The organism is Microbacterium sp. NPDC058021, from assembly GCF_042885955.1.
In the GTDB taxonomy this organism is placed as follows: domain Bacteria; phylum Actinomycetota; class Actinomycetes; order Actinomycetales; family Microbacteriaceae; genus Microbacterium.
The window spans coordinates 222912-247252 of the sequence record NZ_JBHVRF010000002.1 but is presented as its reverse complement, the minus strand read 5'-3'; the positions used below and the strand labels follow the sequence as shown (position 1 = coordinate 247252).

The following is a 24341-nucleotide window of genomic DNA, read 5'->3' as shown; positions in this document are numbered from 1 at the left end:
CGAGACGCGCGTACGTTGTACGCGATTTCAGTGGTGTTCATCAAAAACATCGGAGACCTCCTCTCGACTTCGGGTTGCGAGAGCCGACGCTAGCGCGTGGCGAGGCGTCCCGTCAAGCGACATACCGTAGCGTTTGTGCGACAACCCCCGACGGAGGACGTGCCCATGCACCTGAAGAGCGTGACGCTCAAAGGGTTCAAGTCGTTCGCCCAGCCGACGACGTTCGCCCTCGAACCGGGCGTGACGTGCATCGTCGGGCCCAACGGCTCCGGCAAGTCCAACGTCGTCGACGCCCTCGCCTGGGTGATGGGGGAGCAGGGGGCGAAGACCCTCCGCGGCGGCAAGATGGAGGACGTCATCTTCGCCGGCACCGCGACGCGGGGCCCGCTCGGCCGCGCCGAGGTGCAGCTGACGATCGACAACAGCGACGGCGTGCTGCCGATCGACTACACCGAGGTCACGATCAGCCGCACGCTGTTCCGCAACGGCGCGAGCGAGTACGCCATCAACGGTGAGAGCTGCCGACTGCTGGACGTGCAGGAGCTGCTGAGCGACACCGGCCTCGGCCGCGAAATGCACGTCATCGTCGGTCAGGGCAGGCTCGACAGCGTGCTGCAGGCGTCACCCGAGGAACGCCGCGGATTCATCGAAGAGGCCGCCGGCATCCTCAAGCACCGCAGGCGCAAGGAGAAGACGCTCCGCAAGCTCACCGCGATGGAGGCGAACCTCACCCGTCTCTCGGACCTCGCCGGTGAACTGCGCCGACAGCTCAAGCCGCTCGGGCGACAGGCGGAGATCGCCCGCGAGGCGGCGACGATCGCCGCCGTGGTGCGCGATGCCAAGGCCCGGCTGTTCGCGGACGATCTGGTGAGCCTGCGCGCGCAGCTGGCCGACCACGCCCGCAACGAGCAGGAGCGCCATTCCGAGCGGATGGTGCTGCAGGACCAGGCCGAGCAGGTGCGCGCTCGCATCGACCGCCTGGAGGCCGAGCAGCGCTCCGAAGCCGTCGACCGCGCCCGGCGCACGACCTTCGCGCTCGAGCAGGTGCAGGAGCGACTGCGCGGCCTGTACACGCTCACCGGCCAGCGGCTCTCGCTGCTCGCCGGCGACGACGTCCCGCTGTTCGATCAGTCCACGGTCTCGCAGACGAGCATCGACGATGCCCGTGCCGAGATCGATGAGATCGCCGCAGGGCTGGGGACGGCGCAGGATGCCGCGGCCGCCGCGTCGCGCGAGGTCATCCGTGCCCGCGCCGAACTGGACGCGCTCGACGCGGACATCGCCGCCCAGAGCGCCCTGGTGTCCGAGCACGACATGCGGCTGACGAAGCTGCGCGGCGCCGCCGATGCCGCGCAGTCCGGGCTGAGCGCGGTGCGCGCCGCCCTCGAACGCCAGCAGCGCGCGCTCGATGCCGCTCTCGCCCGTCGCGCCGAGGCCGAGGAAGCACTCACCGGTGTCGACCCGGAGCTGGTGCCGGAGGGCAGCTCCGCCGAGTACGCGGCCCTCTACGAGAAAGCCCAGCGGGATGCGACGGAGGCCGAGGCCACGGTCAGCGGCATCCGGGAGCGTCTGCACGCCGCCGAGCGGGAGCGGGAAGCGCTCACGGCGCAGACGGCGGCCCTCGGCCGCGCGCTGGACATCCGCAACGCCGCCGCGGAGCTGATCGCCGGCGGCAGTGCGGGCATCCAGGGCATCGTGGGCGATGCCGTCAAGGTCACGGCGGGGTACGAGGCCGCGATCTCGGCCGTGCTGGGGCCGCTGGCCGAAGGCGTGCTGGTGGGCTCGGCGACCGAAGCCTATGCCGTGGCCCGCATCGCGCGGGACGCCGATCTCGGCACCGTCGACATCGCGATCGCCGAGGCGGGGGAGCAGAGCGCGGCGGGGGCTCTTGCCGGTGCGATCCCGGCGACCGACGTCGTCACGGCGCCGCGCGGCATCCTGGGCCTCCTCGCCGCTGTCGTGATCGTCGACGACCTCGACGCGATCGGCGACGTGCCCGCGGGGGTGACCATCGTCACCCGCGACGGCGAGGTGGTGACCAGCCACACCGTGCGCGCCGGCAGCGGCGGCGGGCAGTCGCGACTGCAGCTGGCGGCCGAGCGCGACGCGGCGGCCGAGCGGCTCTCGGAGATCGTCGTCGTCGCCGATTCGCTGCGCGACGCCCTCACCGACGCGCAGCTGCACCTCGCCGGTGCCCGTCAGCGCACCAAGGCGGCGCTGGAGACGCTGCGCGCGCACGACGCGGCGCTGGCCGCGCACACCGAGCAGGTGAACCGCGCGACGGTGCGGCACGAGGCCGCCCTCGCCGAGTGCGAACGACTGGAGGCGGGCATGCGCCCCGCCGAGGCGGCGGTCGCTGACGCCGAGGAACGGGTGCGCACGGCCGTCGACGCCCTCGAGAAGGCGCAGCAGGCGCCGCGACCGATCCTCGACGCCTCCGCCCGGGAGGGCATGCTCGCCGCTCTCGAAGCCACCCGCGACGCGGAGATGCGGGCGCGACTGGATGTGGAGACGCTCAAGGAGCGCATTCGCGCCGGTGAGCAGCAGGTCGTGCAGCTGGAGCGCCAGCGGGAGCGGGAGCGGTCGGCCGCCGAGGAGGCGGCCCGCCGCGCCGTCGTCCGCCGCGCACAGCGGGCGGTCGCCGCCGACGTGGCGGCGCAGCTGCCGCCGCTGCTGGATTCCGTTGACCGCTCGGTCTCGCAGGCGCGCGTCGAACTGGCGGCTGCGGAGTCGGCCCGCACCGCTGTCACGGCGGAACTGGTCGAGCTGCGCGCACAGGAGAACACGGTGCGCGATCGCCTCGCCGGTCTCACCGAGAGCGTGCACGGCCTGGAACTGCAGATCCACGAGAAGAAGCTGCATGTGACGAGCCTGCTCGAGCGCGTGCACTCCGAGCTGGGTCTCGACGAAAATATTCTCGTTTCGGAATACGGTCCGGACCAGCCCATCCCGGCGCCGACGGATGACGACGAGGAGCGCACCGAGCGCTACGACCGGGCCGCGCAGAAGCGCCGTCTGCAGGATGCCGAACGCAAGCTCGGCCAGCTCGGGCGTGTGAACCCGCTCGCGCTGGAGGAGTTCGCGGCCCTCGAGCAGCGCCACGCGTTCCTCACCGAGCAGCTCGCCGACCTCAGCCAGACGCGGGCCGATCTCCTCACGATCATCGAAGAGCTCGACGAGCGCATGCAGACGATCTTCCTCGCGGCGTTCGAAGATACCCGGGTGGCATTCGGCGAGGTCTTCCCGATCCTCTTCCCCGGCGGCACCGGCAGCATCTCGCTGACCGATCCCGACAATCCGCTCACCACCGGCATCGAGGTGACGGTGCGCCCGGTCGGCAAGAAGATCGAGCGCCTGTCGCTGCTGTCGGGCGGGGAGCGATCGCTGGCGGCGGTGGCCCTGCTGACCGCGATCTTCAAGGCGCGACCGAGCCCTTTCTACATCCTCGACGAGGTCGAGGCGGCGCTGGACGATGCGAACCTCGGCCGCCTCCTCGGGGTCTTCGAGCAGCTGCGCGAATCCAGCCAGCTGATCGTGATCACCCACCAGAAGCGCACGATGGAGATCGCCGACGCCCTCTACGGCGTCTCGATGCGCCAAGACGGCGTGTCGGCGGTGGTCGGCCAGCGCGTGCGCGATCGGCAGAGCGCCTAGCGCACCTAGGCTGGAAGCATGGCGGAGAACTCCTGGTCGCTCGGCCGCGCACTGCGCGGCATGTTCGTCAAGCCCACGATCGATGAGACGACGTGGGAGGACCTCGAGACCGCGCTGCTGACGGCGGACTTCGGTCCCGACATCAGCGAGCGCATCATCGAGGAACTGCGCGAGAAGGTGGAGCGGTTCCGCACCACCGATCCTCGCGACCTGCAGCGCATGCTGAAGGAGACGCTCGAGGAGCACTTCGCCAAGTTCGACACGACCCTGCGCCTCACCGAGCGCCCCGCGGTCGTGCTCGTCGTCGGGGTCAACGGCGTCGGCAAGACCACGACCATCGGCAAGTTCGCCAAATTCCTGCAGCGCTACGGCCGCTCGGTCGTCGTCGGCGCCGCTGACACGTTCCGCGCCGCCGCCGTCGATCAACTGGCCACGTGGGCCGAACGCGGGGGAGCGGCGATCGTGCGCCCTCAGCACGAGGGGCAGGATCCGGCCTCGGTCGCCTTCCAGACCATCGAGTACGCCAAGCGCACTGGCACCGAGATCGTGCTCATCGACACGGCGGGGCGCCTGCACACCAAGGGCGGCCTGATGGACGAGCTCGGCAAGATCCGCCGGGTCATCGAGAAGCAGGCTCCCATCAGCGAGGTGCTGCTGGTGCTGGATGCCACGACGGGCCAGAACGGCGTCATGCAGGCCGAGGCGTTCCTGCAGCACGCGGGAGTCACCGGCCTCGTCCTGACCAAGCTCGACGGCTCCGCCAAGGGCGGCTTCGTGCTCGCGGTGCAGGAGCGCACCGGCATCCCCGTCAAGCTCCTCGGCCAGGGCGAGGGCATCGGCGACCTCACCGGATTCACCCCGCACGTCTTCGCCGCATCGCTCGTGGAGTGATCCCGGCGGCGCGGCGGACTACCGCGCAACCTGCGGGACTGGTTTCATAGGACCATGGCGATCGAGCACGACTACTTCGGACTTCTCGAGACGGGTCCGGACGGATCGATCTTCTGGTCGGAGAATGTCGAGTTCGCCGACCAGGTCGTCACCGTCGACCTCACGGCGCCCGATCAGGACGACGTGTCCTCCGCGGCGCTCGACGTCGCCGCCGCGATGATCTCCACGCTCGAGACGATCGACATGTCCGCGCGCAACGCGATGGTGACCGAGCTCGACGACCGCGCGAGCGAAGTGACCGAGTACATCCTGCAGCAGCAGGACCGGCTGGGCGACACGATCGAGGAGTACCTCGTCGACATCTCCGGCGACGTGCACGTCGACGTCATCCGCTCGCTGCAGCTGATGAGCATGACGATCCTCGCCGACGAGCACGGCGGTACAGACCCGTTCGCCGTGCTCGAGTATGCGCTGGACCCGGACGCGACCGACGACGTGCTGCTGGTGAACCTGGCCTCGGACGGTCACGTGCAGTCCGTCACCAGCGCCGAATAGCGCCACGCCGGCCCGATCACACCGCCTGGGCGAATCCGGCATCCTCACCCAGGTGCTCGAGTCCGGCCGGCAGCGCTCGGCCCTTCGCGCGCATCGACTGCGCCCACAGGCGTCCGGCGCGGTACGACGAGCGCACCAGGGGGCCGGCGAGCACGCCGAGGAAGCCGATGCGCTCGGCCTCGGCCTTGAACTCGACGAACTCCTCCGGCCGCACCCAGCGGGCGACCGGCAGGTGACGAGGGCTCGGGCGCAGGTACTGGGTGATGGTGATGATGTCGGTGCCCGCATCGTGGAGGTCCGCCAGCGCCTGCACGACCTCGTGGGGCTCCTCGCCCATGCCGAGGATGAGGTTCGACTTGGTGATGAGGCCCGCGGCGCGCGCCCGGGTCAGCACGTCGAGCGAGCGCTCGTAGCGGAACGCCGGGCGGATGCGCTTGAAGATGCGCGGCACCGTCTCGACGTTGTGGGCGAACACCTCCGGACGGGAGGAGAACACCTCCGCCAGCTGCGCGGGATCGCCGTTGAAGTCGGTGGCGAGGATCTCCACACCGGTGCCGGGCATGCGCGCATGGATCGCCCGCACCGTCTCGGCGTGCAGCCACGCGCCACCGTCGGGCAGGTCGTCGCGGGCGACGCCGGTGACCGTCGCGTAGCGCAGCTGCATGCGCGCGACGCTGTCGGCGACGCGGCGCGGTTCGTCGGTGTCGTAGTCGGCGGGCTTGCCGGTGTCGATCTGGCAGAAGTCGCACCGGCGGGTGCACTGCGACCCTCCGATGAGGAATGTCGCCTCGCGGTCCTCCCAGCACTCGTAGATGTTCGGGCACCCGGCCTCCTGGCACACGGTGTGCAGCTGTTCGCTCTTCACCAGCGTCTGCAGCGCCTGGTATTCGGGGCCGAGCTTCGCGCGGGTCTTGATCCACTCCGGCTTGCGTTCGATCGGTGTCTGGGCGTTTCGCACCTCCAGGCGCAGCAGCTTGCGCCCGCCCGTGGGCGGGGTCGCCGCCGGTCCCGTCGCGCACCCGCTCATGCGGCGGCCTCGCCGTACGCGGCGGCGAACAGCCCCTGCACGGTCGGCAGCACGTCGGCCACGCCGATCCGGGCGCCGGCGACTTCGCTCAGCGTCGTCACCCCGGCATCCGTGATGCCACACGGGACGATGCCGCGGAAGCCGGCGAGGGTGTTGTCGCAGTTCAGGGCGAAGCCGTGCATCGTCACGCCGCGCTGCACGCGCACCCCGATGGCGGCGACTTTGTCCTCCGAGAGCGGCCGGCGCACCCACACGCCGCTGCGTCCCTCGACCCGGTACCCGTCGACACCGTGCACGCGCAGCGCCTCGATGAGCAGTCCCTCGAGGGTGCGGACGTGCGCGACGACGTCGACCGGCTGGGGCAGACGCACGATGGGGTAGCCCACGAGCTGACCGGGCCCGTGCCAGGTGATCTTCCCGCCGCGATCGACGTCGACGACGGGGGTGCCGTCGGTCGGCCGTTCGTGCGGCGCGGTGCGCGCTCCCGCCGTGTACACGGCCTCGTGCTCGAGCAGCAGCAGCGCGTCGTCGCGCCTGCCCGCGACGACCTCGGCATGGACGCGGCGCTGCAGGTCCCAGCCGTCCCGATAGGGGACCGGGGTGGGGGAGAACCCCACGTGGACGATGTCGATCATGTCGCTCCCGCTTCCCTCGAAACGTGTTGTTGGATTGCGTACAACAATAGGCGGTCGCGGCGAGGGAGGCGGCATCCGTACGCTGAAGGGATGAACCGCGTGGGCAGACCCAAGGCATCGTCGCGCGACACCCTCGCCGAAGCCGCGTGCGAGTTGTTCCTCGAACGCGGCTACGAGGCGACCTCGATCGCCGACATCACCACGCGTGTCGGGGTGAGCCGCTCGAGCTTCTTCAACTACTTCGCCTCGAAGGCCGACATCCTGTGGGCGGGTCTGGACGAGCGTCTGGATGCCGCGACGGCCGCCCTCGCGGCCGGTGCGCCGGTGCACGACGCGCTCGCGACGATCGGCGCCGACTTCGCCCCCGATCACCTGGCGCTGGCGATCACCCACACCGCGGCCATGGGCCTCACCGCCGAACTCGACCGTGAGCGGGCGATCCGCCAGTTGCGGCTCGCCCGCGCCGTCGCCGCGCGGGCGCGTCGTGACGGCGCCGAGCCGCTGGCCGCGGAGGTCACCGGTGCCGCGAGCGCGGGCGCGGTGTTCGCGGCGGTCTGGTCGTGGGCAGACGGAGGCCCCGGTCGCACCGCGCTCGCCCCGCTGCTGCAGAGCGCGCTGGCGACGGTCGCCCCCGCCGGCGGGGTGCGGCAACTGCGCCTCGTGGTGCGCGCCGACGACTTCGACGGCGCCGTCGGGTTCTACCGGGACGTCGTGGGGATGCCGCAGGCCGAGGCCTATCAGGCCGACGGCGGCGCCCGGGTGGTGATCCTCGACGCGGGCAGGGCGACGCTCGAGATCGCCAACGCGGCGCAGGTCGCGTTCATCGACGAGGTGGAGACCGACGGCGACGCGCCGAGCGACCGGATGCGGGTCGCGCTCGAAGTGGACGACACCTCGGCGGCGGTGCAGCGTCTCGCTTCGGCGGGGGCGAGGGTGCAGGCGACGGCGCGGGTGACGCCGTGGCGATCGGTCAACGCGCGCCTGCGCGGCCCCGCCGACCTCCAGCTCACGTTCTTCCAGGAGCTCGGCCCGGAGTGACCGGGCGGCAGGGACCCTCCGCATCCACGTAGAATCGGGGGATCATGGCTACCTTCGGCACGCTCTCAGATCGTCTCACCGAGACCTTCCGCAACCTCCGCACCAAGGGCAAGCTCACCGCTGCTGACGTCGACGGCACCGTACGGGAGATCCGTCGCGCGCTGCTGGACGCCGACGTCGCGCTGCCGGTGGTGAAGGAGTTCACCGCCAAGGTGCGCGAACGCGCCCTCGGCGACGAGGTCAACCGCGCACTGAACCCCGCGCAGCAGGTCGTGCAGATCGTCAACGAGGAGCTCGTCGGGATCCTCGGCGGCGAGCAGCGTCGTCTGCAGTTCGCCAAGAACCCGCCGACGGTCATCATGCTCGCGGGCCTGCAGGGGTCGGGTAAGACGACGTTCGCCGGCAAGCTCGCCAAGCAGCTCGAGAAGGACGGCCACACCCCGCTCCTGGTCGCCGCCGACCTCCAGCGCCCCAACGCCGTCAACCAGCTGCAGGTCGTCGCCCAGCAGGCAGGCGCCGCGATCTACGCGCCCGAGCCCGGCAACGGCATCGGCAACCCCGTGCAGGTCGCCCGCGACGGTGTGGACACCGCGCGCCGCCAGCAGCACGACGTTGTCATCATCGACACCGCCGGCCGCCTCGGCGTCGAAGCGGAGCTGATGAAGCAGGCATCCGACATCCGCAAGGCGACCAACCCCGACGAGGTGCTGTTCGTCATCGACGCGATGATCGGTCAGGACGCCGTCAACACCGCCAAGGCCTTCCAGGAGGGCGTCGACTTCACCGGCGTCGTGCTGTCCAAGCTCGACGGCGACGCGCGCGGTGGCGCCGCGCTGTCGGTCGCCTCGGTCACCGGCCGCCCCATCATCTACGCCTCCACGGGCGAGGGCCTCGACGACCTCGAGGCATTCCACCCCGACCGCATGGCCAGCCGCATCCTCGACCTCGGTGACATCCTCACCCTCATCGAGCAGGCCCAGCAGGCGTTCGACGAGGATGAGGCGCGCAAGGTCGCGGAGAAGTTCGCGACCGACAGCTTCACCCTCGAGGACTTCCTCGACCAGATGCAGCAGCTCAAGAAGATGGGCTCCATGAAGAAGATGCTCGGCATGCTGCCGGGCATGGGCCAGATGAAGCAGCAGCTCGAGGACTTCGACGAGCGGGAGCTGGACCGCACCGAGGCCATCATCCGCTCGATGACCCCGGTGGAGCGTCGCAATCCCAAGGTGCTCAACGGCTCCCGTCGCCTGCGCATCGCGCGCGGTTCGGGGATGACCGTGACCGACGTCAACCAGCTCGTGCAGCGCTTCGACCAGGCCGCGAAGATGATGAAGACCGTCGCGCGCGGCGGTGTGCCCAACATCCCCGGCATGGGCCCGATGGGCGGCAAGCCCGGCGCCTCGTCGAAGCGCGGCAAGCAGGCCAAGAAGCGCAACGTGTCGCGTTCCGGCAACCCCGCCAAGCGCGCGGCCGAGGCCGCCGGCATCGCCGCGTCGACGGCGCCGACCGGTTCCGGGTTCGGCCTCGGGGCGGCGCAGCAGGCCCCGAGCGAAGCCGACCTCGCCCAGATCCAGAAGCTGTTCGGCAAGGGCTGAGCGCCGCGCGGCCTCCCGCCCGCGGCATCCGCCCGCAGCCGCGTCGCACGCCCCGTCGCGAGCGTAGGAGATGGGACGCGCGGAGGACGGCTGCCGGCGCGATCTCCTCCCCGCGCACCATCTCCTTCCCTCGTCACGCCGGCGCGCATCACGCGCCTCCTGCACAGGGGTGAAACGCGTCGATCCTTCCCGGATCCGGGTGGTTTCGCGCACCCGCGCCCTCCGGCCGCGCCAGGGTGGACGGCATGGCAGCGGCATCGGATCTCAGGGAATGGCTCACGCGACGCGGGGGCGTCGCCCACTCGGCCGAGGCCCGCGCGCAGGGCTACTCGGCTCGTGCGATGGCGGATGCCGTGTCCGCCGGTGTGCGACGGGTGCGGCGCAGTTGGCTGGTGTTGCCTCAGGTGGAGGATGCCGTCGTGCGCGCTGTCGCAGCCGGGGGTCGGGTGACGTGTCTCACACAGGCCCGCCGCCTCGGGCTGTGGGTGCCGGAGCACGCCGGCATCCATGTCGCCGTCGCCCCGACCGCCTCCCGGCTCGGAGAGGGGGTGCAGCCGCACTGGGGATCCGCGCCGGTGCCGGTGTCGCGGTACGCCGTGGTCGACGGCATCGTCAACACGCTGCAGCACGTGGCGCGGTGCGTGACCGAGTCCGATGCCCTGACGGTGTGGGAATCGGCGGTGCGCGCGCGGCTCATCGACCCGGCGACACTCACAGCCGTGCAGTGGCGGGGCACGCGTGCCGCCGCCGTGAGCGCACTGGTCTCCCGGCTGAGCGACTCCGGCCTGGAAACGCTGTTCCTGGCGGGGCTGCGCGCGTTCGGGCTGCCGATCCGCCAGCAGGTGCGCATCGATGGTCACCTCGTGGATTTCCTCATCGGCGAGCGGCTGGTCATCCAACTGGACGGCTGGGAGTTCCACAGCACCCCCGCCGCCCGTCGCCGTGACCTGCGCGACGACGCGCGCCTCGTGCTGCGCGGCTACACCGTGCTGCGCTTTGACTGGATGCAGGTACTCCGGCAGTGGTCATTCGTGGAGGAGACGGTGCTGCTGGCGGTTGCTCAACGCCGCCACCTCGCACCCGCGCTGTCGCGGGCGTAGGACAAGGGGCGAGCGTAGGACGGATGCCGCGGCGAGTCGCCTCCGCTCGCCCCATCTCCTGCGCTCGGCACGGCGCGGCGAGACGGCGCGGCGGCGACGGAGACCGCGCTCAGTGCCCGAGGCGGCTGAGGTGCTCGCGCAGCGTGGGGCCGTCGCGGAACTCGCGGATGAGGTGCTGCACCACCTCGCGCAGGTCGCCTTCGGCCGCGTCGGCCACCATGAGCTGGCGGGCATAGCTCGCGCCGCCGCTGAGGATGCTCTCGACACCGGCGAACTCCCGAACGCACTTCAGCTCGACCGCGACGTCGGCCAGGCGATCGATCGTGTCGCGCAGATGCTCGGTGACCGGCAGCTGCGTGCCCTGGCGGTCGACGATGATGCGCGCGTCGAGACCGTAGCGCGCCGCGCGCCACTTGTTCTCGCGCACGAACCACGGCTGCAGCACCGGCAGCTCGCGCCCTTCGTCGAGCTCGCGGGAGAAGTGCTCCACCAGTACCTGCACGAGCGCGGCGACGGCGGCGAGTTCGGGCAGTGTCGACATGCCGTCGCACGCGCGCACCTCGATGGTTCCCCACCGCGGCGCGGGGCGGACGTCCCACCGCACCTCGGTGGCATCCGACATCACGCCGGTGTTCGCCATGTCGTCAAGGTACCCCTCGTACTCGGCGTAGGTCTGCAGCGGCCAGGGCAGCCCCGCCGTGGGCAGCTGCTGGAACACCAGCGCCCGGTTGGAGGCGTACCCGGTGCTCTCGCCCGCCCAGAACGGGCTGGACGCCGACAGAGCCTGCAGGTGCGGCAGGTAGGTCGCGAGGGCGTTGACGATGGGCATGACCTTGTTGACGTCGTCGACGCCCACGTGCACGTGGATGCCCCAGATCATCATGTTGCGTCCCCACCACTGGGTGCGCTCGATGAGCTTGTGGTACCGGCTCTTGTCGGTGACCTGCTGGTCGAACCACTGCGCGAAGGGATGGCTGCCGGCGCACAGCAGCTCCAGTCCGAGCGGGTCGGTGACGGTGCGCACGGCCGCGATCGCGTCGGCGATGTCGTCGACCGCGGCGGCGACCGTCTTGCCGATGCCACTGGTCACTTCCAACGTGTTCGTCAGCAGCTCGCCGGTCACCGTGAAGCGCTCGTGGGCGGTGGATTCGCCCAGCGCCTCGATGACATCGGGCGCGCGCGGGACCAGATCACCCGTGCTGCCGTCGGCCAGCATGAGTTCCCATTCGAGCCCTACAGAGGAGCGGGCGGATGTCGCGAAGGGCACCGTCATGCGCACAGTCTGACACGCGGAAACGGGTGGTTCGCGGCATGGCTCCTCATCTGGCAAAATAGAAGGCTGGACCGCCCGCTCGACCCTCTAACCGGGCGCGCGATCCACTCTCGAGCTTTTGCCGGGTGTGCACCCCACGCTCCAGGCGACGTTCATCCTTCCAACACATTCAGGAGAATTGTGGCTGTCAAGATCCGTCTCAAGCGGCTCGGCAAGATCCGTGCCCCGTACTACCGCATCGTCGTCGCCGACTCGCGCACCAAGCGCGACGGTCGCGTCATCGAGGAGATCGGCAAGTACCACCCGACCGAGGAGCCCTCGTTCATCGAGGTCGACTCGGAGCGCGCGCAGTACTGGCTCTCCGTCGGCGCACAGCCGACCGAGCAGGTCGCGGCGATCCTCAAGCTCACCGGCGACTGGGGCCAGTTCAAGGGCGACAAGAACGCGGTCTCGACCGTGAAGACGGCCGCCCCCAAGGAGCCGTTCCAGGTCGACGCGGCGAAGAAGTCCGTTGTGAAGCCCAAGGCGCAGAAGAAGGCCGACGAGCCTGCTCCCGCCGAGGCTGCGTCCGACGAGGCGCCCGCCGCCTCCACCGACGCCGAGTAATCCGTTGCTGGCCGCCGCGCTCGAACATGTCGTCAAGGGGATCGTCGATCACCCGGACGACGTGAAAGTCCACACCTCCACGTCACCTCGCGGTGACGTGCTGGAGGTGCGCGTGCACCCCGACGACCGGGGTCGCGTCATCGGGCGCGGCGGACGCACGGCAAAGGCGCTGCGCACCGTCGTTTCGGCACTCGCCGACGGACGGCGCGTGCGCGTCGATGTCGCGGACGACTGAGATGTCCGCTGCGAAGACCCCCCGCGCCCAGCTGCGTGTCGGGCGCCTCGTCAAGGCGCACGGCCTCAAGGGCGCGCTCAAGCTCGAGCTGTACACCGACGACCCGGACGGGCGTTTCGTCCCCGGCGCCGTCTTCACGCTGCAGGTGCCCGAGGCATCGCCGTGGCATGGCAAGACCATCACGGTGCGGGAGCTGCGCTGGATGAACTCGCACCCCGTCGCGTTCTTCGAAGACGTCGACGACCGCGAGACCGCCGAGACCCTCGTGCGCGCGATCCTGTGGATCGACCAGGACGACGATGAGGAGACCTCGGAGCCGGATGCCTGGTACGACCACCAGCTGGTCGGCCTCGATGTCGTGCGCGACGACACCGTCGTCGGCCGTGTCGTGCGCGTCGATCACCTGCCCGCGCAGGATCTGCTGATCGTGCGTCCCGCCGACGACGGCGACCGCGAGATCCTCGTGCCGTTCGTGAAGGCCATCGTTCCCGAGGTGGACATCGCCGCCGGGCGCGTCATCGTCACGCCCCCCGCGGGTCTCTTCGAGGAACTCGTCACGGAACCGGAGCCCGCGCGCGATGCGGACGCCGAGGACACGACACCGGATGCCGCAGCCCCCGAGGCCGTCACCGACGAGGACTGACGTGCGCATCGACGTCGTCTCGATCTTCCCCGCATTCTTCGACGTCCTCGAAGTCTCGCTCCTGGGCAAGGCCCGCGGCGCCGGGCTGCTGGACATCCGCGTGCACGATCTGCGCGAGCACACCCACGACCGCCACCGCACGGTCGACGACACCCCCTACGGTGGCGGCGCAGGCATGGTCATGAAGCCCGAGCCGTGGGGCGAGGCGCTGGATGCCATCACCGCCGATGCCGGCGAACGACCGGTGTTCGTGTTCCCGTCGCCGGCGGGCGAGCGGTTCACGCAGGCACAGGCGCGCGAAATGGCGCAGATGCCGCACCTGGTGTTCGGCTGCGGCCGCTACGAGGGCATCGACGAGCGGGTGTTCGCCTACGCGGCCACCCTGGGAGAGGTGCGCCTCGTGAGCCTCGGCGACTACGTGCTCAACGGCGGCGAGGTGGCCGCGATGGCGATGATCGAGGCGATCGGCCGGCTCGTGCCCGGTGTCGTCGGCAATCCGGAGAGCCTCGTCGAGGAATCCCACGAAGACGGCCTGCTGGAATACCCCTCCTACACGAAGCCGTCGTCCTGGCGCGGCTACGACGTGCCGCCGGTGCTGCTCAGCGGCAACCACGGCGCGATCGCCGGCTGGCGCCGCGAACAGCAGATCGAGCGCACGCGCGAGCGCCGTCCCGACCTGCTGCCCGACTGACTCAGTCGACGCCGAGGAAGCTGCGGTCGGTCAGCACGATCGGCCCGTCCTCGGTGATGGCGATCGTGTGCTCGGCGTGCGCGCCGCGCGAGCCGTCGACGCTGCGCAGCGTCCAGCCGTCGGCGTCCGTGATGAGCTCGTCGGTCGTCTGCAGGAACCACGGCTCGAGCGCGAGGACGAGACCCGCGCGCAGCGGGTAGCCGCGGCCGGCCTTGCCGTCGTTGGGGACGTGCGGGTCGCCGTGCATGACGCGGCCGACGCCGTGGCCGCCGAAGTCGGTGTTGATCGAGTAGCCGTCGGCGCGCGCGATCTCGGCGATGGCGTGCGAGATGTCGCCGATGCGGTTGCCGACCGTGGCCGTCGCGATCGCGGCATCCAGGGCGCGTTGGGTCGTGTCGATCAGCGCGAGGTCTTCGTCGCGGGGCGTGCCGACGACGAACGAGATCGCGGAGTCCGCGACCCAGCCGTTCACCGAAACGGCGAAGTCGAGCGAGACGAGGTCGCCGTCGCGGAGGGTGTAGTCGTGGGGGAGGCCGTGCAGCACCGCGTCGTTGACCGAGGTGCAGATGACCTTGCCGAACGGGCTCGCACCGAACGACGGGTGGTAGTCGATGTAGCAGGACTCCGCTCCCGCGGCCCGGATCATGTCGTGGGCCCGGCGGTCGATGCTCAGCAGGTTGGTGCCGACCTTCGTCTCATCCCGCAGGGTCGCCAGCACCTCCGCCACGAAGCGGCCCGCGGGTCGCATCGCCTCGATCTCGGCGGGAGTGCGCAGCTCGATCATCCGATTCCTTTCGTCTGCATCCATTCTGACGGATGCCGGGCTGTGCACGGGGTGTGCGCGCCCGGTGCCCTGTCAGACCGGCAGGCGTAGCATCGTAGCCATGTGGCTGCGACGCGTGTTCTACTCCTGGCTCCTGCCTGCCGCGTTCGTGCTGCCGCTGTGGCTCGTCGCCGGCTGGGTCATCTTCGACGCCGGCGGCTGGGCGCTGCTGTGGGTGCTGTTCATCGCGGTCCCGTCGGTCTTCCTCGGACAGCTCGTGCTCATGCTCCTCGTGCGCGCCCGCGGCACGGTGCGCGCACAGCGGGCGGTGTCCTGGCTGGATGTCGCGGGCTTCAGCGTCTGGCATCTGCTGACGATCGCCGTCGGCTTCTACAACGTCGCGTGGTTCGGAATCGCCCTGGTGCTGGCGATCATCGCCGCACTGGCGGTGTTCTGGTCGTCGCTGTGGCAGCTGTGGACCGAGGCGCGCCCGCGCATGACGGTCGTGCAGACCGCCGGGGGCACCGCCTTCATCCCGCCGCCGTCGGCGCGCCCGGAGCCGGAGGACATCCCGGACGTCGTCATCATCGAAGAGAAGCCCACGCCGCCGGGCGTGTGAGGTTTGGCCGAGGGCGCCGGACATGGCAGAATGGACCCTCGTGCCCTGATCGACTCTGCCTCAGGGGAGCGGACCGCGCAGACGGTTCCCAGGCGCACGACTTTTACCCATCCTCTTTGCGGTCGACCTGTGGCGGTCGCAGGAAGTGAAGATCATGCAGATCCTCGATTCAGTCGACGCAGCATCGCTGCGTTCGGACATCCCCGCTTTCGGCCCCGGTGACACCGTCAAGGTGCACGTCAACATCACCGAGGGCAGCCGCTCGCGTATCCAGGTGTTCCAGGGCATCGTGCTCGGTCGCTCCGGCGACGGCGTGCGCGAGACCTTCACCGTGCGCAAGATCAGCTTCCAGGTCGGCGTCGAGCGTACGTTCCCGGTGCACAGCCCGGTGATCGACCACATCGAGGTCGTCACCCGCGGTGACGTGCGTCGCGCCAAGCTCTACTACCTGCGCAACCTCCGTGGCAAGAAGGCGAAGATCAAGGAGAAGCGCGACCGCTGATCGCGTCTCTCAGACGGATGCCCCGGGGCTGGACCCCGGGGCATCCGTCGTTCCCGGCCGACGCCACAGACGTCGCAAAGCGACGGCCGGAGAGGGAATGTGCGACGCTTGAACGTGTCGCCGCCGCCAGGGGGCGCCGGAAGAAGGATGGTCGATGACGGCTGAGCAGACGGCCCCGCCGCAGAACCCGGGGACGCCGCGCCGCCGTCACGGCTGGTGGCCGTTCGTCCGGGACGTGCTCGTGATCGTGCTCATCGCGGTGGTCGTGTCGTTCCTGGTGAAGACCTTCCTCGTCCGCTCGTTCTACATCCCCTCCGGATCGATGCAGCAGACACTGCAGATCGACGACCGCATCCTGGTGGATGAGCTCACGCCGCGTTTCGGCGGGTTCGATCGCGGCGACGTCGTGGTCTTCCGCGATCCGGGCGGCTGGCTCAACCCCGTCGTGGAGCCCGAGCGGTCCGCCGCGGTCGAGGCGTTCGACTGGGCGCTCTCGCTCGTGGGACTGTCAGCCCCCGACAGCAAGGACCACCTCATCAAGCGGGTCATCGGGCTGCCCGGCGACCACGTGGTCTGCTGCAACGTGCTCGGACAGCTCACGGTCAACGATGTGCCGATCGACGAGACCCCCTATCTCAACCTCGCCGCGGGCGAGAGCGCACCCCAGGAGGTCGCGTTCGACGTCGTGGTGCCCGAGGGCTCGCTCTGGGTTCTGGGTGACAATCGCGATCACTCCCGCGACTCGCGCTACAACCAGGACCAGCCCACGAAGGGCTTCGTGCCCATCGCCAACGTCGTCGGCCGGGCTTTCCTGATCACCTGGCCGATGGATCGCGTCGGTCTCATCGACGGCCACCACGAGGTGTTCGCCGGCGTTCCCCAGCCCGACTCGGATGCCGAACCCGAGCCGTCGCCCGAGCCCGAGCCGTCCCGGTGACCCCATGATGACCGTCGTCGAACCCCGCTTGACGCTCGAGCGCCGGCTGCTGCGCGAGTATCCGCTCGTGATCGCCTGCGACGAGGTCGGTCGTGGTGCGCTGGCGGGCCCCGTGGCCGTCGGCGCAGTGGCGGTGGATGCCGCCCGTGCGCGCCGCCGTGTGCCCGAGGGGCTGCGTGACTCCAAGCTCGTCCCCGCCGCCCGGCGCGCCGACGTCGCCGCGCGCGCCGCCGGCTGGGTCGAGGCGTCATCGGTGGGCTGGGCCAGCGCCGCCGAGGTCGACGAGATCGGCATCATCCGCGCGCTGGGCCTCGCCGCGCTCCGCGCCGTCACCCAGTTGCGCGACCACGGGGTCGTGCCGGAGGAGGCGATCGTGCTGCTGGACGGCAATCACGACTACATCACGCCCGCCGGCGGCACCGGGTTGAACGTGCGTCCCGTCGTGAAGGCCGACCGCGACTGCGCCAGCGCCGCCGCGGCATCCGTCATCGCCAAGGTCGCCCGCGACGGGCTCATGACCCAGCTCCACGACGAGGCGCCCGACTATCAGTGGGTGCGCAACAAGGGCTACGCGAGCCTCGAGCACCGCGCCGCGATCCGCTCGCTGGGTCTCAGCGCCCACCACCGCGCATCGTGGGCGATCATGGACGCACCGACCCTGTTCTGAGCGGCCATAGGATGGAGTCACCATGGACGACGAGGGCTTCGAGGACTACGACCGCGAACTTGAGCTGGCACTGTATCGCGAGTACCGCGATGTGGTGTCGCAGTTCGCGTACGTCATCGAGACGGAGCGCCGGTTCTACCTCGCCAACGAGGTGAACGTGGTGCGTCGTGACACCGAGCACGACTTCTACTTCGAGATCTCGATGACCGACGTCTGGGTCTGGGACATCTACCGTGCCGACCGGTTCGTGAAGTCGGTGCGCGTGCTGACGTTCAAGGACGTCAACGTCGAAGAGCTCACGCGACGCGACTTCCACCTGCCCGAGGAGCTGTCGCTCGACTCCTGAGTCGGCACCGCCTCCTCCCCAGCGCGAATCTGCGTCGGATCGTCCCCGAACGGGCTGATCCGGCGCCACGCGGTGCCCGCGGACGCGCCACGATCGCTGCATGGCGGCCAAGGACGAGCGGGGACGGGCGGGTGAGGCGCGCGCGGCGCGCTACCTGCAGGATGCCGGCTGGCGGCTGCTCTCGCGCAATTGGCGCTGTGCGCAGGGCGAACTCGACCTGGTGGCCTCCCGCGACCGGGTGATCGCCGTCGTCGAGGTCAAGACGCGGCGCAGCGACGGGTTCGGGCATCCCCTCGAGGCGGTCGACGACCGCAAGCGCCGGCGGCTCTGGCAGCTCGCCTACGCGTGGATGGCCGCGCACCCCGAGGCCGTGCAGGGGCGTCAACTGCGGCTCGACGTCATCGCGATCACCGGCGACGACCCCGCGACCGGGGCGCTGGACCACGTGCGGGACCTGCGATGACGGTGGCGCGCACGTGGGCGGTGGCCCTGACGGGCCTCGACGGCGCGCTGGTCGAGGTGGAAGCCGACCTCTCGCGGCAGACGCCCGACTTCAAGATCATCGGGCTGGCTGACAAGGCGCTCGGCGAGGCCCATCAACGCGTGCACAACGCGTGTGAGAACAGCGGTCTGCAGCTGTCGCGGCGGCGCATCACCGTCAATCTCTCCCCGGCGAGCCTTCCCAAGCACGGCGCCGGGTTCGATGTCGCGATCGCGGTCGCCGCCCTGGCCACCGAGCACCGCCTCGACCCGGAGTCGCTCGCCACCACCGTGCACCTGGGCGAGCTCGGTCTCGATGGGCGGCTGCGGCCGGTGCCGGGCGTGCTGCCCGCTGTGGTGGCCGCGGCGCGCGCCGGCATCACCCGTGTCGTCGTGCCCCACGCGAACCGCGCAGAGGCGGAACTCGTGGACGGTGTGGAGGTGGTCGGCGCGGTGAGCCTCATCGACGTGCTGCGGTGGCACGGGCTCGATGTCGAGCCGCACGACCTCGAGCCCGTCGTCGGCGAGGGGCCGGCTGACGATGCCCCGCCCCGACTCGAACTTGCCGACGTCATCGGGCAGCGTGATGCGGTGGAGGCGATGGTCCTCGCAGCCGCGGGCGGTCACCACGTGCTCATGAGCGGACCGCCGGGAGCGGGAAAGACCATGCTGGCGCGGCGATTGCCCGGCATCCTGCCCGCTCTCGACGACGCCGCCGCCCTGCAGGCCGCGTCGATCCGCTCGCTCGCCGGCGCCCGGGTCGTCGCCCTCGAACGCACGCCGCCCTTCGAGGCGCCCCACCACACCGCGAGCGTTGCGGCGCTCGTCGGGGGTGGAAGCCGCATGATCCGCCCGGGCGCGATCGCGCGGGCCAGCGGCGGCGTGCTCTTCCTCGACGAAGCGGGGGAGTTCGCCTCGGGCGCGCTCGACGCCCTGCGGGAACCCCTCGAGAACGGCGCGATCCAGATCCACCGTGCCGGGGCGAGTGCGGCGTTCCCGGCACGCTTCCAGCTGGTGCTGGCGATGAATCCCTGCCCGTGCGGCGCGTACGGCGTCCCCGGCGGCGACTGCGTGTGTCCGCCCGCGGGCATCCGCCGCTACCTCGGCCGGCTCTCCGGCCCCATCCGCGACCGCATCGATATCGAGCTCGCCGTGCGGCGCGTCTCGGTCGCCCATGCGCAGGCGGCGGCCGAGCAGCCGATCACGACCGCTCAGGCGCGCGCCCGCGTCGATGCGGCCCGCGGGCGGGCGCACAGCCGGCTGTCCGGCACACCGTGGCGGACGAACGCCGAGGTGCCCGGCGCGTGGCTGCGGCAGGGTCCGCTGGCGCCCCCGCCCGCAGTGCGCCGCCCGCTGGATGCCGCCCTGCACCGCGGTGCGCTGACGCTGCGGGGCTACGACCGTGTGCTGCGGGTGGCATGGACCAACGCCGATCTCGCCGCCCGCGACCGCATCGACATCGACGACATCGGTCGCGCGCTCTATCTGAAGAAGGGGATGACGCCGATATGAGCCTGTTGCCCGACCTTGCCGGATCCCGCGTCGCCCTCGTCGGACTCATCGGGGGCCACCTCGACGACGAGGACATCGCCGAACGCCACGCGCGCGCTCTCTGGTCGGGGATCTGCGAGCCCGGCGACGGGGACGCAGGATCCCTCGTGGACGCATGCGGCGCCGCGAACGCGCTCGCTCTCGTGGCCCGCGACGACGCACGCGCTGTCGCAGCCGTCGAGGGTCTCGACCGCCGCCGCGCCGACGACGCGCTCGCGCGGTGGCGGCCACGGCTCGCGCCTGCGGCGCTGGATGCCGGTCTCGATGCCGCCCGACGCACCGGGGCGCGTCTCGTCGTCCCCGGCGATGCGACGTGGCCGAGTCGCCTCGACGACCTCGGCCGTCACCGCCCGTTGTGCCTGTGGGTGCGCGGTGCGCTGCCGGAGCGCCCCGGCCCGACGGTGGCGATCGTGGGCGCCCGGGCGGCGACGTCGTACGGGGAGCATGTCGCGATGGAGATCGCCGCCGATCTCGCCGGCGCCGGCATCCGCGTCGTGTCGGGTGCCGCCTACGGCATCGACGGCGCCGCGCACCGCGCTGCGCTGTCCGCGGGCGGAGTCACCGACGCGCTGCTGGCCGGCGGCGTGGATCGCGCCTACCCCTCGGGGCATGCCGACCTGCTGTCGCGCATCACCCGCACCGGCGCCGTGATGAGCGAGGTCATGTGCGGCTCGGCGCCCACCAAATGGCGCTTCCTCTCGCGCAACCGCCTCATCGCCGCGCTCTCGGACGCGACGGTCGTCGTGGAAGCCGGGTGGCGCAGCGGTTCACTGAACACCGCGGCGCACGCGGCGAGTCTCGGGCGCAGCCTCGGGGCCGTGCCCGGGCCGGTGACGAGCCCGACCTCGGCCGGATGCCACCGGCTGCTGCGGGAGTTCGACGCGCGGTGCATCACCGGCGCCGGGGACGTCCGGGAGATGCTCGGCCTCGACGATGAGCTGCTCCCCGGCGCCGACGACTGGGTGGATCAGGCGACGGCGTTGCGTGATGCGCTGAGCGCCCGATCGTGGCGGCGGGTGGACGACGTGGCGCAGCGATGCGGGCAGAGCCTCGCCGACGTCGAACGCGGACTGGGGCTGATGCTGTTGGACGGTCGCGTCCAGCACGGACCGGCGGGCTGGCGGCTCGTCGTCGGGCGCTGAGGGTGTGCCGGTGGGTCGTGAGCGTCCGGCGGGTTCCACGCGGCATCCTGGTCTCATGCGCACGTCCGACGCGATCGACTCCTACACGCGGCATCTCGCCGACGTGCGGCGACTGTCGCCGGCCACCGTGCGCGCCTATCGGTCAGACCTCGCCGACATGATGACGGTCACCGGCGATGTCGACCTCGACCGGATCGACCTCGAGATGCTGCGCGAGTGGCTGTGGGCAGCCACCAAGCGCGGCGACGCGCGCTCGACCTCCGCGCGGCGCACCGCCGCGGCCCGCGGGTTCTTCGCCTGGGCCTGCGAGTACGGTCACCTGGCCGCCGACCCGAGCCTGCGGCTGGTCGCACCCAAACGCGGCCGCACCCTGCCGCGCGTCGCGGCCGCCGACGCCCTCGGCGACGTGCTCGACGATCTGCGGACCCGCGCGGACGAGGGCGACCCGCGGCTGCTGCGCGACGCCGCCGCACTAGAGCTGCTCTACGGCTCGGGCCTGCGCGTCTCCGAGCTCTGCGGCATCGACCTCGGCGACCTCGATCGCCAGGCGGCCACCGTGCGGGTGCTGGGCAAGGGGTCGAGGGAGCGGGTCGTGCCCTACGGCCTCCCCGCGGCCCGCGCGCTCGACGCCTACCTCGTGCGTGGCAGGCCCGCCCTGGCCGCGCGCGCCGACAGCAGCCCGACCGAAGCGGTGTTCCTGGGCCTGCGCGGTGGCCGCCTCGGGGCGCGGGCGGTGTACGACATCGTGGCACGCGAGATCGCGCCGCTCGTCGGCGCGGAGACCGTCGGACCGCACGCGTTGCGCCACTCCGCCGCGACGCACCTGCTCGACGGCGGTGCGGACCTGCGCGCGGTGCAGGAGATGTTGGGGCACGCGAGCCTCGGGACGACGCAGATCTACACGCACGTCTCCAGTGAGCGGCTCGCCGCCGCGTACCGCCTCGCGCACCCCCGGGCCTGACCTGCCGACTGGCGGGCACGCCGAGGCTCTCCTAGCGTGGGGGCATGTCCGCCCGCAGCCTCACCCTCACCGCCGCCGCCGTCACCTTCGCCTTCGGCTTCGCGCTCACGGGGTGCGTCCCGATCGCCACCGATGACGCGCGGCCGGTCACGACCGTGCGCCCGACGGCGCCCGCGGCGCCCGCGGCGCCGGGGGAGGCGGGCACGCCGGAGGCCTCCACCGCGCCGCCGGCGCCCACGGGAGGCGACTGCGGGGGAGAGCCGGTCGCCGTCTCGAGCGGAAACGACCTGGTGCTCTCAGGCGACTGCCCGCGGGTGACGGTCTCGGGCACCGACGTCGACCTCGACCTCACCCGTGCCGCCGTCGGTGAGCTGGTCATCGAGGGTGATCGGCACGATGTCGAGGCCGGCGATGTCGCCGCGGCGAGCATCGCCGGGCAGGACAACGACCTCGAGGCCGCAACCGTCGGCGCGCTGGTGGTCACCGGGGACCGCAACGACGTCGATGCGCGCGGGGAGATCGGCTCGATCGCGGTCAACGGCAACGACAACGAGGTGGAGGGCGGGGCGCTCGGCGACGTCGTCGACAGCGGTGCCCGCAACACGATCGTCGTCGACCGCTGAGGACATCGGCAGCAGCACGGCCCGCGGCACGACGCCGAACAGCAGCATCGGGTTGAGGTACTCGCCCCGCAGGCGCACGCCGACGTGCAACCCGCCGTCCCTCGTGTGCCCACCGGTCGCGAGATGCCCCACCGGGTCGCCCCGGTCGACCGCCTGCCCGGGCACGACGGCCGCGGCGAGGGGCTCGAAGGTCGTCACGAGCCCGCCGCCCTGGTCGATGGTGACGACCGGGCGCCCGGCGACGTCCCCCACGAACGCCACCACTCCGCCGGCAGGCGCCAGGACCTCGCGGGAACCCCGGGCGGCGAGGTCGATGCCGCGGTGGCCGGGTCCGTAGCGGTGGGCCGGTGCGCGGAACGGCACTTCCAGGCGCGCACCGGTCATCGGCCAGAGCCACTCGCCGGCAGGCAGGGTGCGCGGCGCCGAGCCCGCCGCATCGCCGGAGGGGCCGGTCGCACCGGTGAGCAGGAGCACGACGGCGAGCACGGCACGGGCGGGGGATCGACGGAGCATGCCCCCATCGTCGACGGCCGGAACCCGGCGTGGGGAGGCGATCCCCCCGCTCGGGGACAACCGGGCGTGCTGCAGGGCGGGGGAGGACGCGCCGGCTGATAAGATGATGCCGCACCTCGCTTCGGCGGGGTGACTCCGCGTGCCCACAGCACAGCGTTCGGCCCCGGTCGGCGCGATGCGGCATCCACACCCCAGGTCTTCCCGCTCCGGCGGAAAGCGGGTGTGCGCCGGGCACCAGGCTCGCCGGTCGAACGACCAGGCGTGGACAACCGAAACAACGGCGCAACGTGCGCCGAGAACAGGAGAACGGCCATGGCCGTCGTCACCATTCGCCAGCTGCTCGACAGCGGCGTGCACTTCGGACACCAGACCCGCCGGTGGAACCCGAAGGTCAAGCGCTTCATCCTCACCGAGCGCAGCGGCATCCACATCATCGACCTGCAGCAGTCGCTCGGGTACATCGACAAGGCCTACGAGTTCGTCAAGGAGACGGTCGCCCACGGCGGCACCATCCTCTTCGTCGGCACCAAGAAGCAGGCGCAGGAAGTCATCGCCGAGCAGGCGACCCGCGTCGGCCAGCCCTACGTGAACCAGCGCTGGCTCGGTGGTCTGCTGACCAACTTCAGCACGATCTCCAAGCGTCTGGCCCGCATGAAGGAGCTCGAGGAGCTCGACTACGAAACCCCGGCCAACAGCGGCTTCACCAAGAAGGAGCTCCTGCTCAAGAAGCGTGAGCTGGACAAGCTGCACAAGTCGCTGGGTGGTATCCGCAACCTCCAGAAGACCCCGTCGGCGATCTGGGTCGTCGACGCCAAGCGCGAGCACCTCGCCATCGACGAGGCCCGCAAGCTCGGCATCCCCGTCATCGGCATCCTCGACACCAACGCCGACCCGGACGAGTTCCAGTACCCGATCCCCGGCAACGACGACGCGATCCGCGCCGTGGGTCTGCTGACCCGCGTGATCGCCGACGCCGCCGCCGAGGGCCTCATCCAGCGTCACCAGCCGGCCGGCGAGGCCGAGGCCGAGGTCGCTGAGCCCCTCGCCGAGTGGGAGCGCGAACTGCTCGAGCAGAGCGCGCCGGAGCAGTCCTCCGCCAGCACCGAGAAGGTCGCCGACGAGACTGAGGCCGAGACCGAGGCCGCCGAGCTCGTCGCCGACGAGCAGGCCATCGAGGGCGAAGCCGCCACCGAGTCCGCTGCCGACGCCGAGGGCGCCGCAGCCAAGACCGCCGAGTAAGCAGCATCGGATCACGTCGGGGCGGGCGCACCAGCGCTCGCCCCGACATCCCTCA

25 protein-coding genes and 1 pseudogene are annotated in these 24341 nt (G+C 71.2%); 21 read left to right on the top strand and 5 right to left on the bottom strand.

The window, feature by feature from the left end; translation table 11 throughout:
- Positions 1–165 precede the first annotated feature (165 nt).
- From smc to ACFVR6_RS04660, 3 genes are read left to right on the top strand one after another with little or no spacing between them, the layout of a single operon-like run.
- Positions 166–3654: a chromosome segregation protein SMC gene (smc, locus tag ACFVR6_RS04670; RefSeq protein WP_386959295.1), complete on the top strand. Its 3489-nt coding sequence runs from the start codon at positions 166–168 to the stop codon at positions 3652–3654.
- 18 nt (positions 3655–3672) lie between these two features.
- Positions 3673–4545: a signal recognition particle-docking protein FtsY gene (gene ftsY / locus ACFVR6_RS04665; protein ID WP_386959293.1), complete on the top strand. Its 873-nt coding sequence runs from the start codon at positions 3673–3675 to the stop codon at positions 4543–4545.
- A 54-nt stretch (positions 4546–4599) separates the two neighbouring features.
- Positions 4600–5100, top strand: coding sequence for a DUF2004 domain-containing protein (locus tag ACFVR6_RS04660; protein ID WP_386959291.1), 501 nt, complete (start codon positions 4600–4602; stop codon positions 5098–5100).
- A gap of 16 nt (positions 5101–5116) precedes the next feature.
- Here ACFVR6_RS04660 and lipA read toward each other — a convergent pair whose 3' ends face one another.
- On the bottom strand, positions 5117–6127 hold the full coding sequence (gene lipA, locus ACFVR6_RS04655; RefSeq protein WP_386959289.1) for a lipoyl synthase: 1011 nt from the start codon (positions 6125–6127) through the stop codon (positions 5117–5119).
- Positions 6124–6762, bottom strand: a complete 639-nt coding sequence (lipB, locus tag ACFVR6_RS04650) for a lipoyl(octanoyl) transferase LipB (RefSeq protein WP_386959287.1) — start codon at positions 6760–6762, stop codon at positions 6124–6126. Before lipB ends, lipA begins: the two co-directional genes overlap by 4 nt.
- Positions 6763–6852: 90 nt before the next feature.
- Between lipB and ACFVR6_RS04645 the strand changes: the two genes are divergently transcribed.
- The 3 genes from ACFVR6_RS04645 to ACFVR6_RS04635 all read left to right on the top strand — a co-directional run bounded on the left by ACFVR6_RS04645 (position 6853) and on the right by ACFVR6_RS04635 (position 10495).
- Positions 6853–7800, top strand: coding sequence for a TetR family transcriptional regulator (locus ACFVR6_RS04645; RefSeq protein ID WP_386959285.1), 948 nt, complete (start codon positions 6853–6855; stop codon positions 7798–7800).
- A gap of 44 nt (positions 7801–7844) precedes the next feature.
- A complete protein-coding gene (gene ffh / locus ACFVR6_RS04640) occupies positions 7845–9395 on the top strand; it encodes a signal recognition particle protein (RefSeq protein WP_386959283.1) in 1551 nt (516 codons plus the stop codon).
- Positions 9396–9640: 245 nt separating this feature from the next.
- Positions 9641–10495 (top strand): endonuclease domain-containing protein, encoded by an 855-nt coding sequence (locus tag ACFVR6_RS04635; RefSeq protein WP_386959281.1) that lies wholly within the window; start codon positions 9641–9643, stop codon positions 10493–10495.
- A gap of 109 nt (positions 10496–10604) precedes the next feature.
- Here ACFVR6_RS04635 and ACFVR6_RS04630 read toward each other — a convergent pair whose 3' ends face one another.
- The gene (locus ACFVR6_RS04630) at positions 10605–11768 is read right to left on the bottom strand and encodes a glutamate--cysteine ligase (protein WP_386959279.1); all 1164 of its coding nucleotides are present in this window, start codon (positions 11766–11768) and stop codon (positions 10605–10607) included.
- A 180-nt stretch (positions 11769–11948) separates the two neighbouring features.
- On the opposite strand from ACFVR6_RS04630, the gene rpsP reads away from it, so the two are divergent.
- From rpsP to trmD, 4 genes are read left to right on the top strand one after another with little or no spacing between them, the layout of a single operon-like run.
- Positions 11949–12374 (top strand): 30S ribosomal protein S16, encoded by a 426-nt coding sequence (gene rpsP / locus ACFVR6_RS04625; RefSeq protein WP_386959277.1) that lies wholly within the window; start codon positions 11949–11951, stop codon positions 12372–12374.
- Between the two features lie 4 nt (positions 12375–12378).
- Positions 12379–12609, top strand: coding sequence for an RNA-binding protein (locus ACFVR6_RS04620; protein ID WP_191717647.1), 231 nt, complete (start codon positions 12379–12381; stop codon positions 12607–12609).
- Between the two features lies 1 nt (position 12610).
- Positions 12611–13252 (top strand): ribosome maturation factor RimM, encoded by a 642-nt coding sequence (gene rimM / locus ACFVR6_RS04615; protein ID WP_386959274.1) that lies wholly within the window; start codon positions 12611–12613, stop codon positions 13250–13252.
- A 1-nt stretch (position 13253) separates the two neighbouring features.
- Entirely contained in the window at positions 13254–13943 is a 690-nt protein-coding gene (gene trmD / locus ACFVR6_RS04610) for a tRNA (guanosine(37)-N1)-methyltransferase TrmD (RefSeq protein ID WP_386959272.1), read from the top strand.
- Position 13944: 1 nt separating this feature from the next.
- On the opposite strand, the gene map is transcribed toward trmD, so the two are convergent.
- Positions 13945–14727, bottom strand: coding sequence for a type I methionyl aminopeptidase (gene map, locus ACFVR6_RS04605; RefSeq protein ID WP_386959270.1), 783 nt, complete (start codon positions 14725–14727; stop codon positions 13945–13947).
- A 100-nt stretch (positions 14728–14827) separates the two neighbouring features.
- Here map and ACFVR6_RS04600 point away from each other — a divergent pair, with 100 nt between their 5' ends.
- The 10 genes from ACFVR6_RS04600 (at position 14828) to ACFVR6_RS04555 (ending at position 22534) form a co-directional block, all read left to right on the top strand.
- Positions 14828–15325, top strand: a complete 498-nt coding sequence (locus ACFVR6_RS04600) for an MFS transporter permease (protein WP_386959268.1) — start codon at positions 14828–14830, stop codon at positions 15323–15325.
- A gap of 154 nt (positions 15326–15479) precedes the next feature.
- A complete protein-coding gene (gene rplS, locus ACFVR6_RS04595) occupies positions 15480–15827 on the top strand; it encodes a 50S ribosomal protein L19 (protein WP_386959266.1) in 348 nt (115 codons plus the stop codon).
- Positions 15828–15981: 154 nt separating this feature from the next.
- Complete coding sequence (lepB, locus tag ACFVR6_RS04590) at positions 15982–16764, top strand: signal peptidase I (protein WP_386959264.1); 783 nt, start codon at positions 15982–15984, stop codon at positions 16762–16764.
- Between the two features lie 7 nt (positions 16765–16771).
- Positions 16772–17431: a ribonuclease HII gene (locus ACFVR6_RS04585; protein WP_386960251.1), complete on the top strand. Its 660-nt coding sequence runs from the start codon at positions 16772–16774 to the stop codon at positions 17429–17431.
- A 22-nt stretch (positions 17432–17453) separates the two neighbouring features.
- Positions 17454–17777, top strand: coding sequence for a DUF2469 domain-containing protein (locus tag ACFVR6_RS04580; RefSeq protein WP_257493299.1), 324 nt, complete (start codon positions 17454–17456; stop codon positions 17775–17777).
- 100 nt (positions 17778–17877) lie between these two features.
- Positions 17878–18240 carry a YraN family protein gene (locus ACFVR6_RS04575; protein WP_386959261.1) on the top strand — a complete coding sequence of 121 codons (363 nt, stop codon included), beginning with the start codon at positions 17878–17880 and terminating at the stop codon, positions 18238–18240.
- Positions 18237–19769 carry a YifB family Mg chelatase-like AAA ATPase gene (locus ACFVR6_RS04570; protein WP_386959259.1) on the top strand — a complete coding sequence of 511 codons (1533 nt, stop codon included), beginning with the start codon at positions 18237–18239 and terminating at the stop codon, positions 19767–19769. Before ACFVR6_RS04575 ends, ACFVR6_RS04570 begins: the two co-directional genes overlap by 4 nt.
- On the top strand, positions 19766–20950 hold the full coding sequence (gene dprA / locus ACFVR6_RS04565; RefSeq protein WP_386959257.1) for a DNA-processing protein DprA: 1185 nt from the start codon (positions 19766–19768) through the stop codon (positions 20948–20950). The genes ACFVR6_RS04570 and dprA overlap by 4 nt, the downstream gene beginning before the upstream one ends.
- 55 nt (positions 20951–21005) lie before the next feature.
- A complete protein-coding gene (locus tag ACFVR6_RS04560; RefSeq protein ID WP_386959255.1) occupies positions 21006–21911 on the top strand; it encodes a tyrosine recombinase XerC in 906 nt (301 codons plus the stop codon).
- A gap of 44 nt (positions 21912–21955) precedes the next feature.
- Positions 21956–22534, top strand: a complete 579-nt coding sequence (locus ACFVR6_RS04555; RefSeq protein WP_386960315.1) for a hypothetical protein — start codon at positions 21956–21958, stop codon at positions 22532–22534.
- Between the two features lie 108 nt (positions 22535–22642).
- On the opposite strand, the pseudogene ACFVR6_RS04550 reads toward ACFVR6_RS04555, so the two are convergent.
- A pseudogene (locus tag ACFVR6_RS04550) lies at positions 22643–22918 on the bottom strand (peptidoglycan DD-metalloendopeptidase family protein); the annotation flags it as partial.
- Positions 22919–23359: 441 nt separating this feature from the next.
- Here ACFVR6_RS04550 and rpsB point away from each other — a divergent pair.
- Entirely contained in the window at positions 23360–24286 is a 927-nt protein-coding gene (rpsB, locus tag ACFVR6_RS04545) for a 30S ribosomal protein S2 (protein WP_386959253.1), read from the top strand.
- Positions 24287–24341 lie beyond the last annotated feature (55 nt).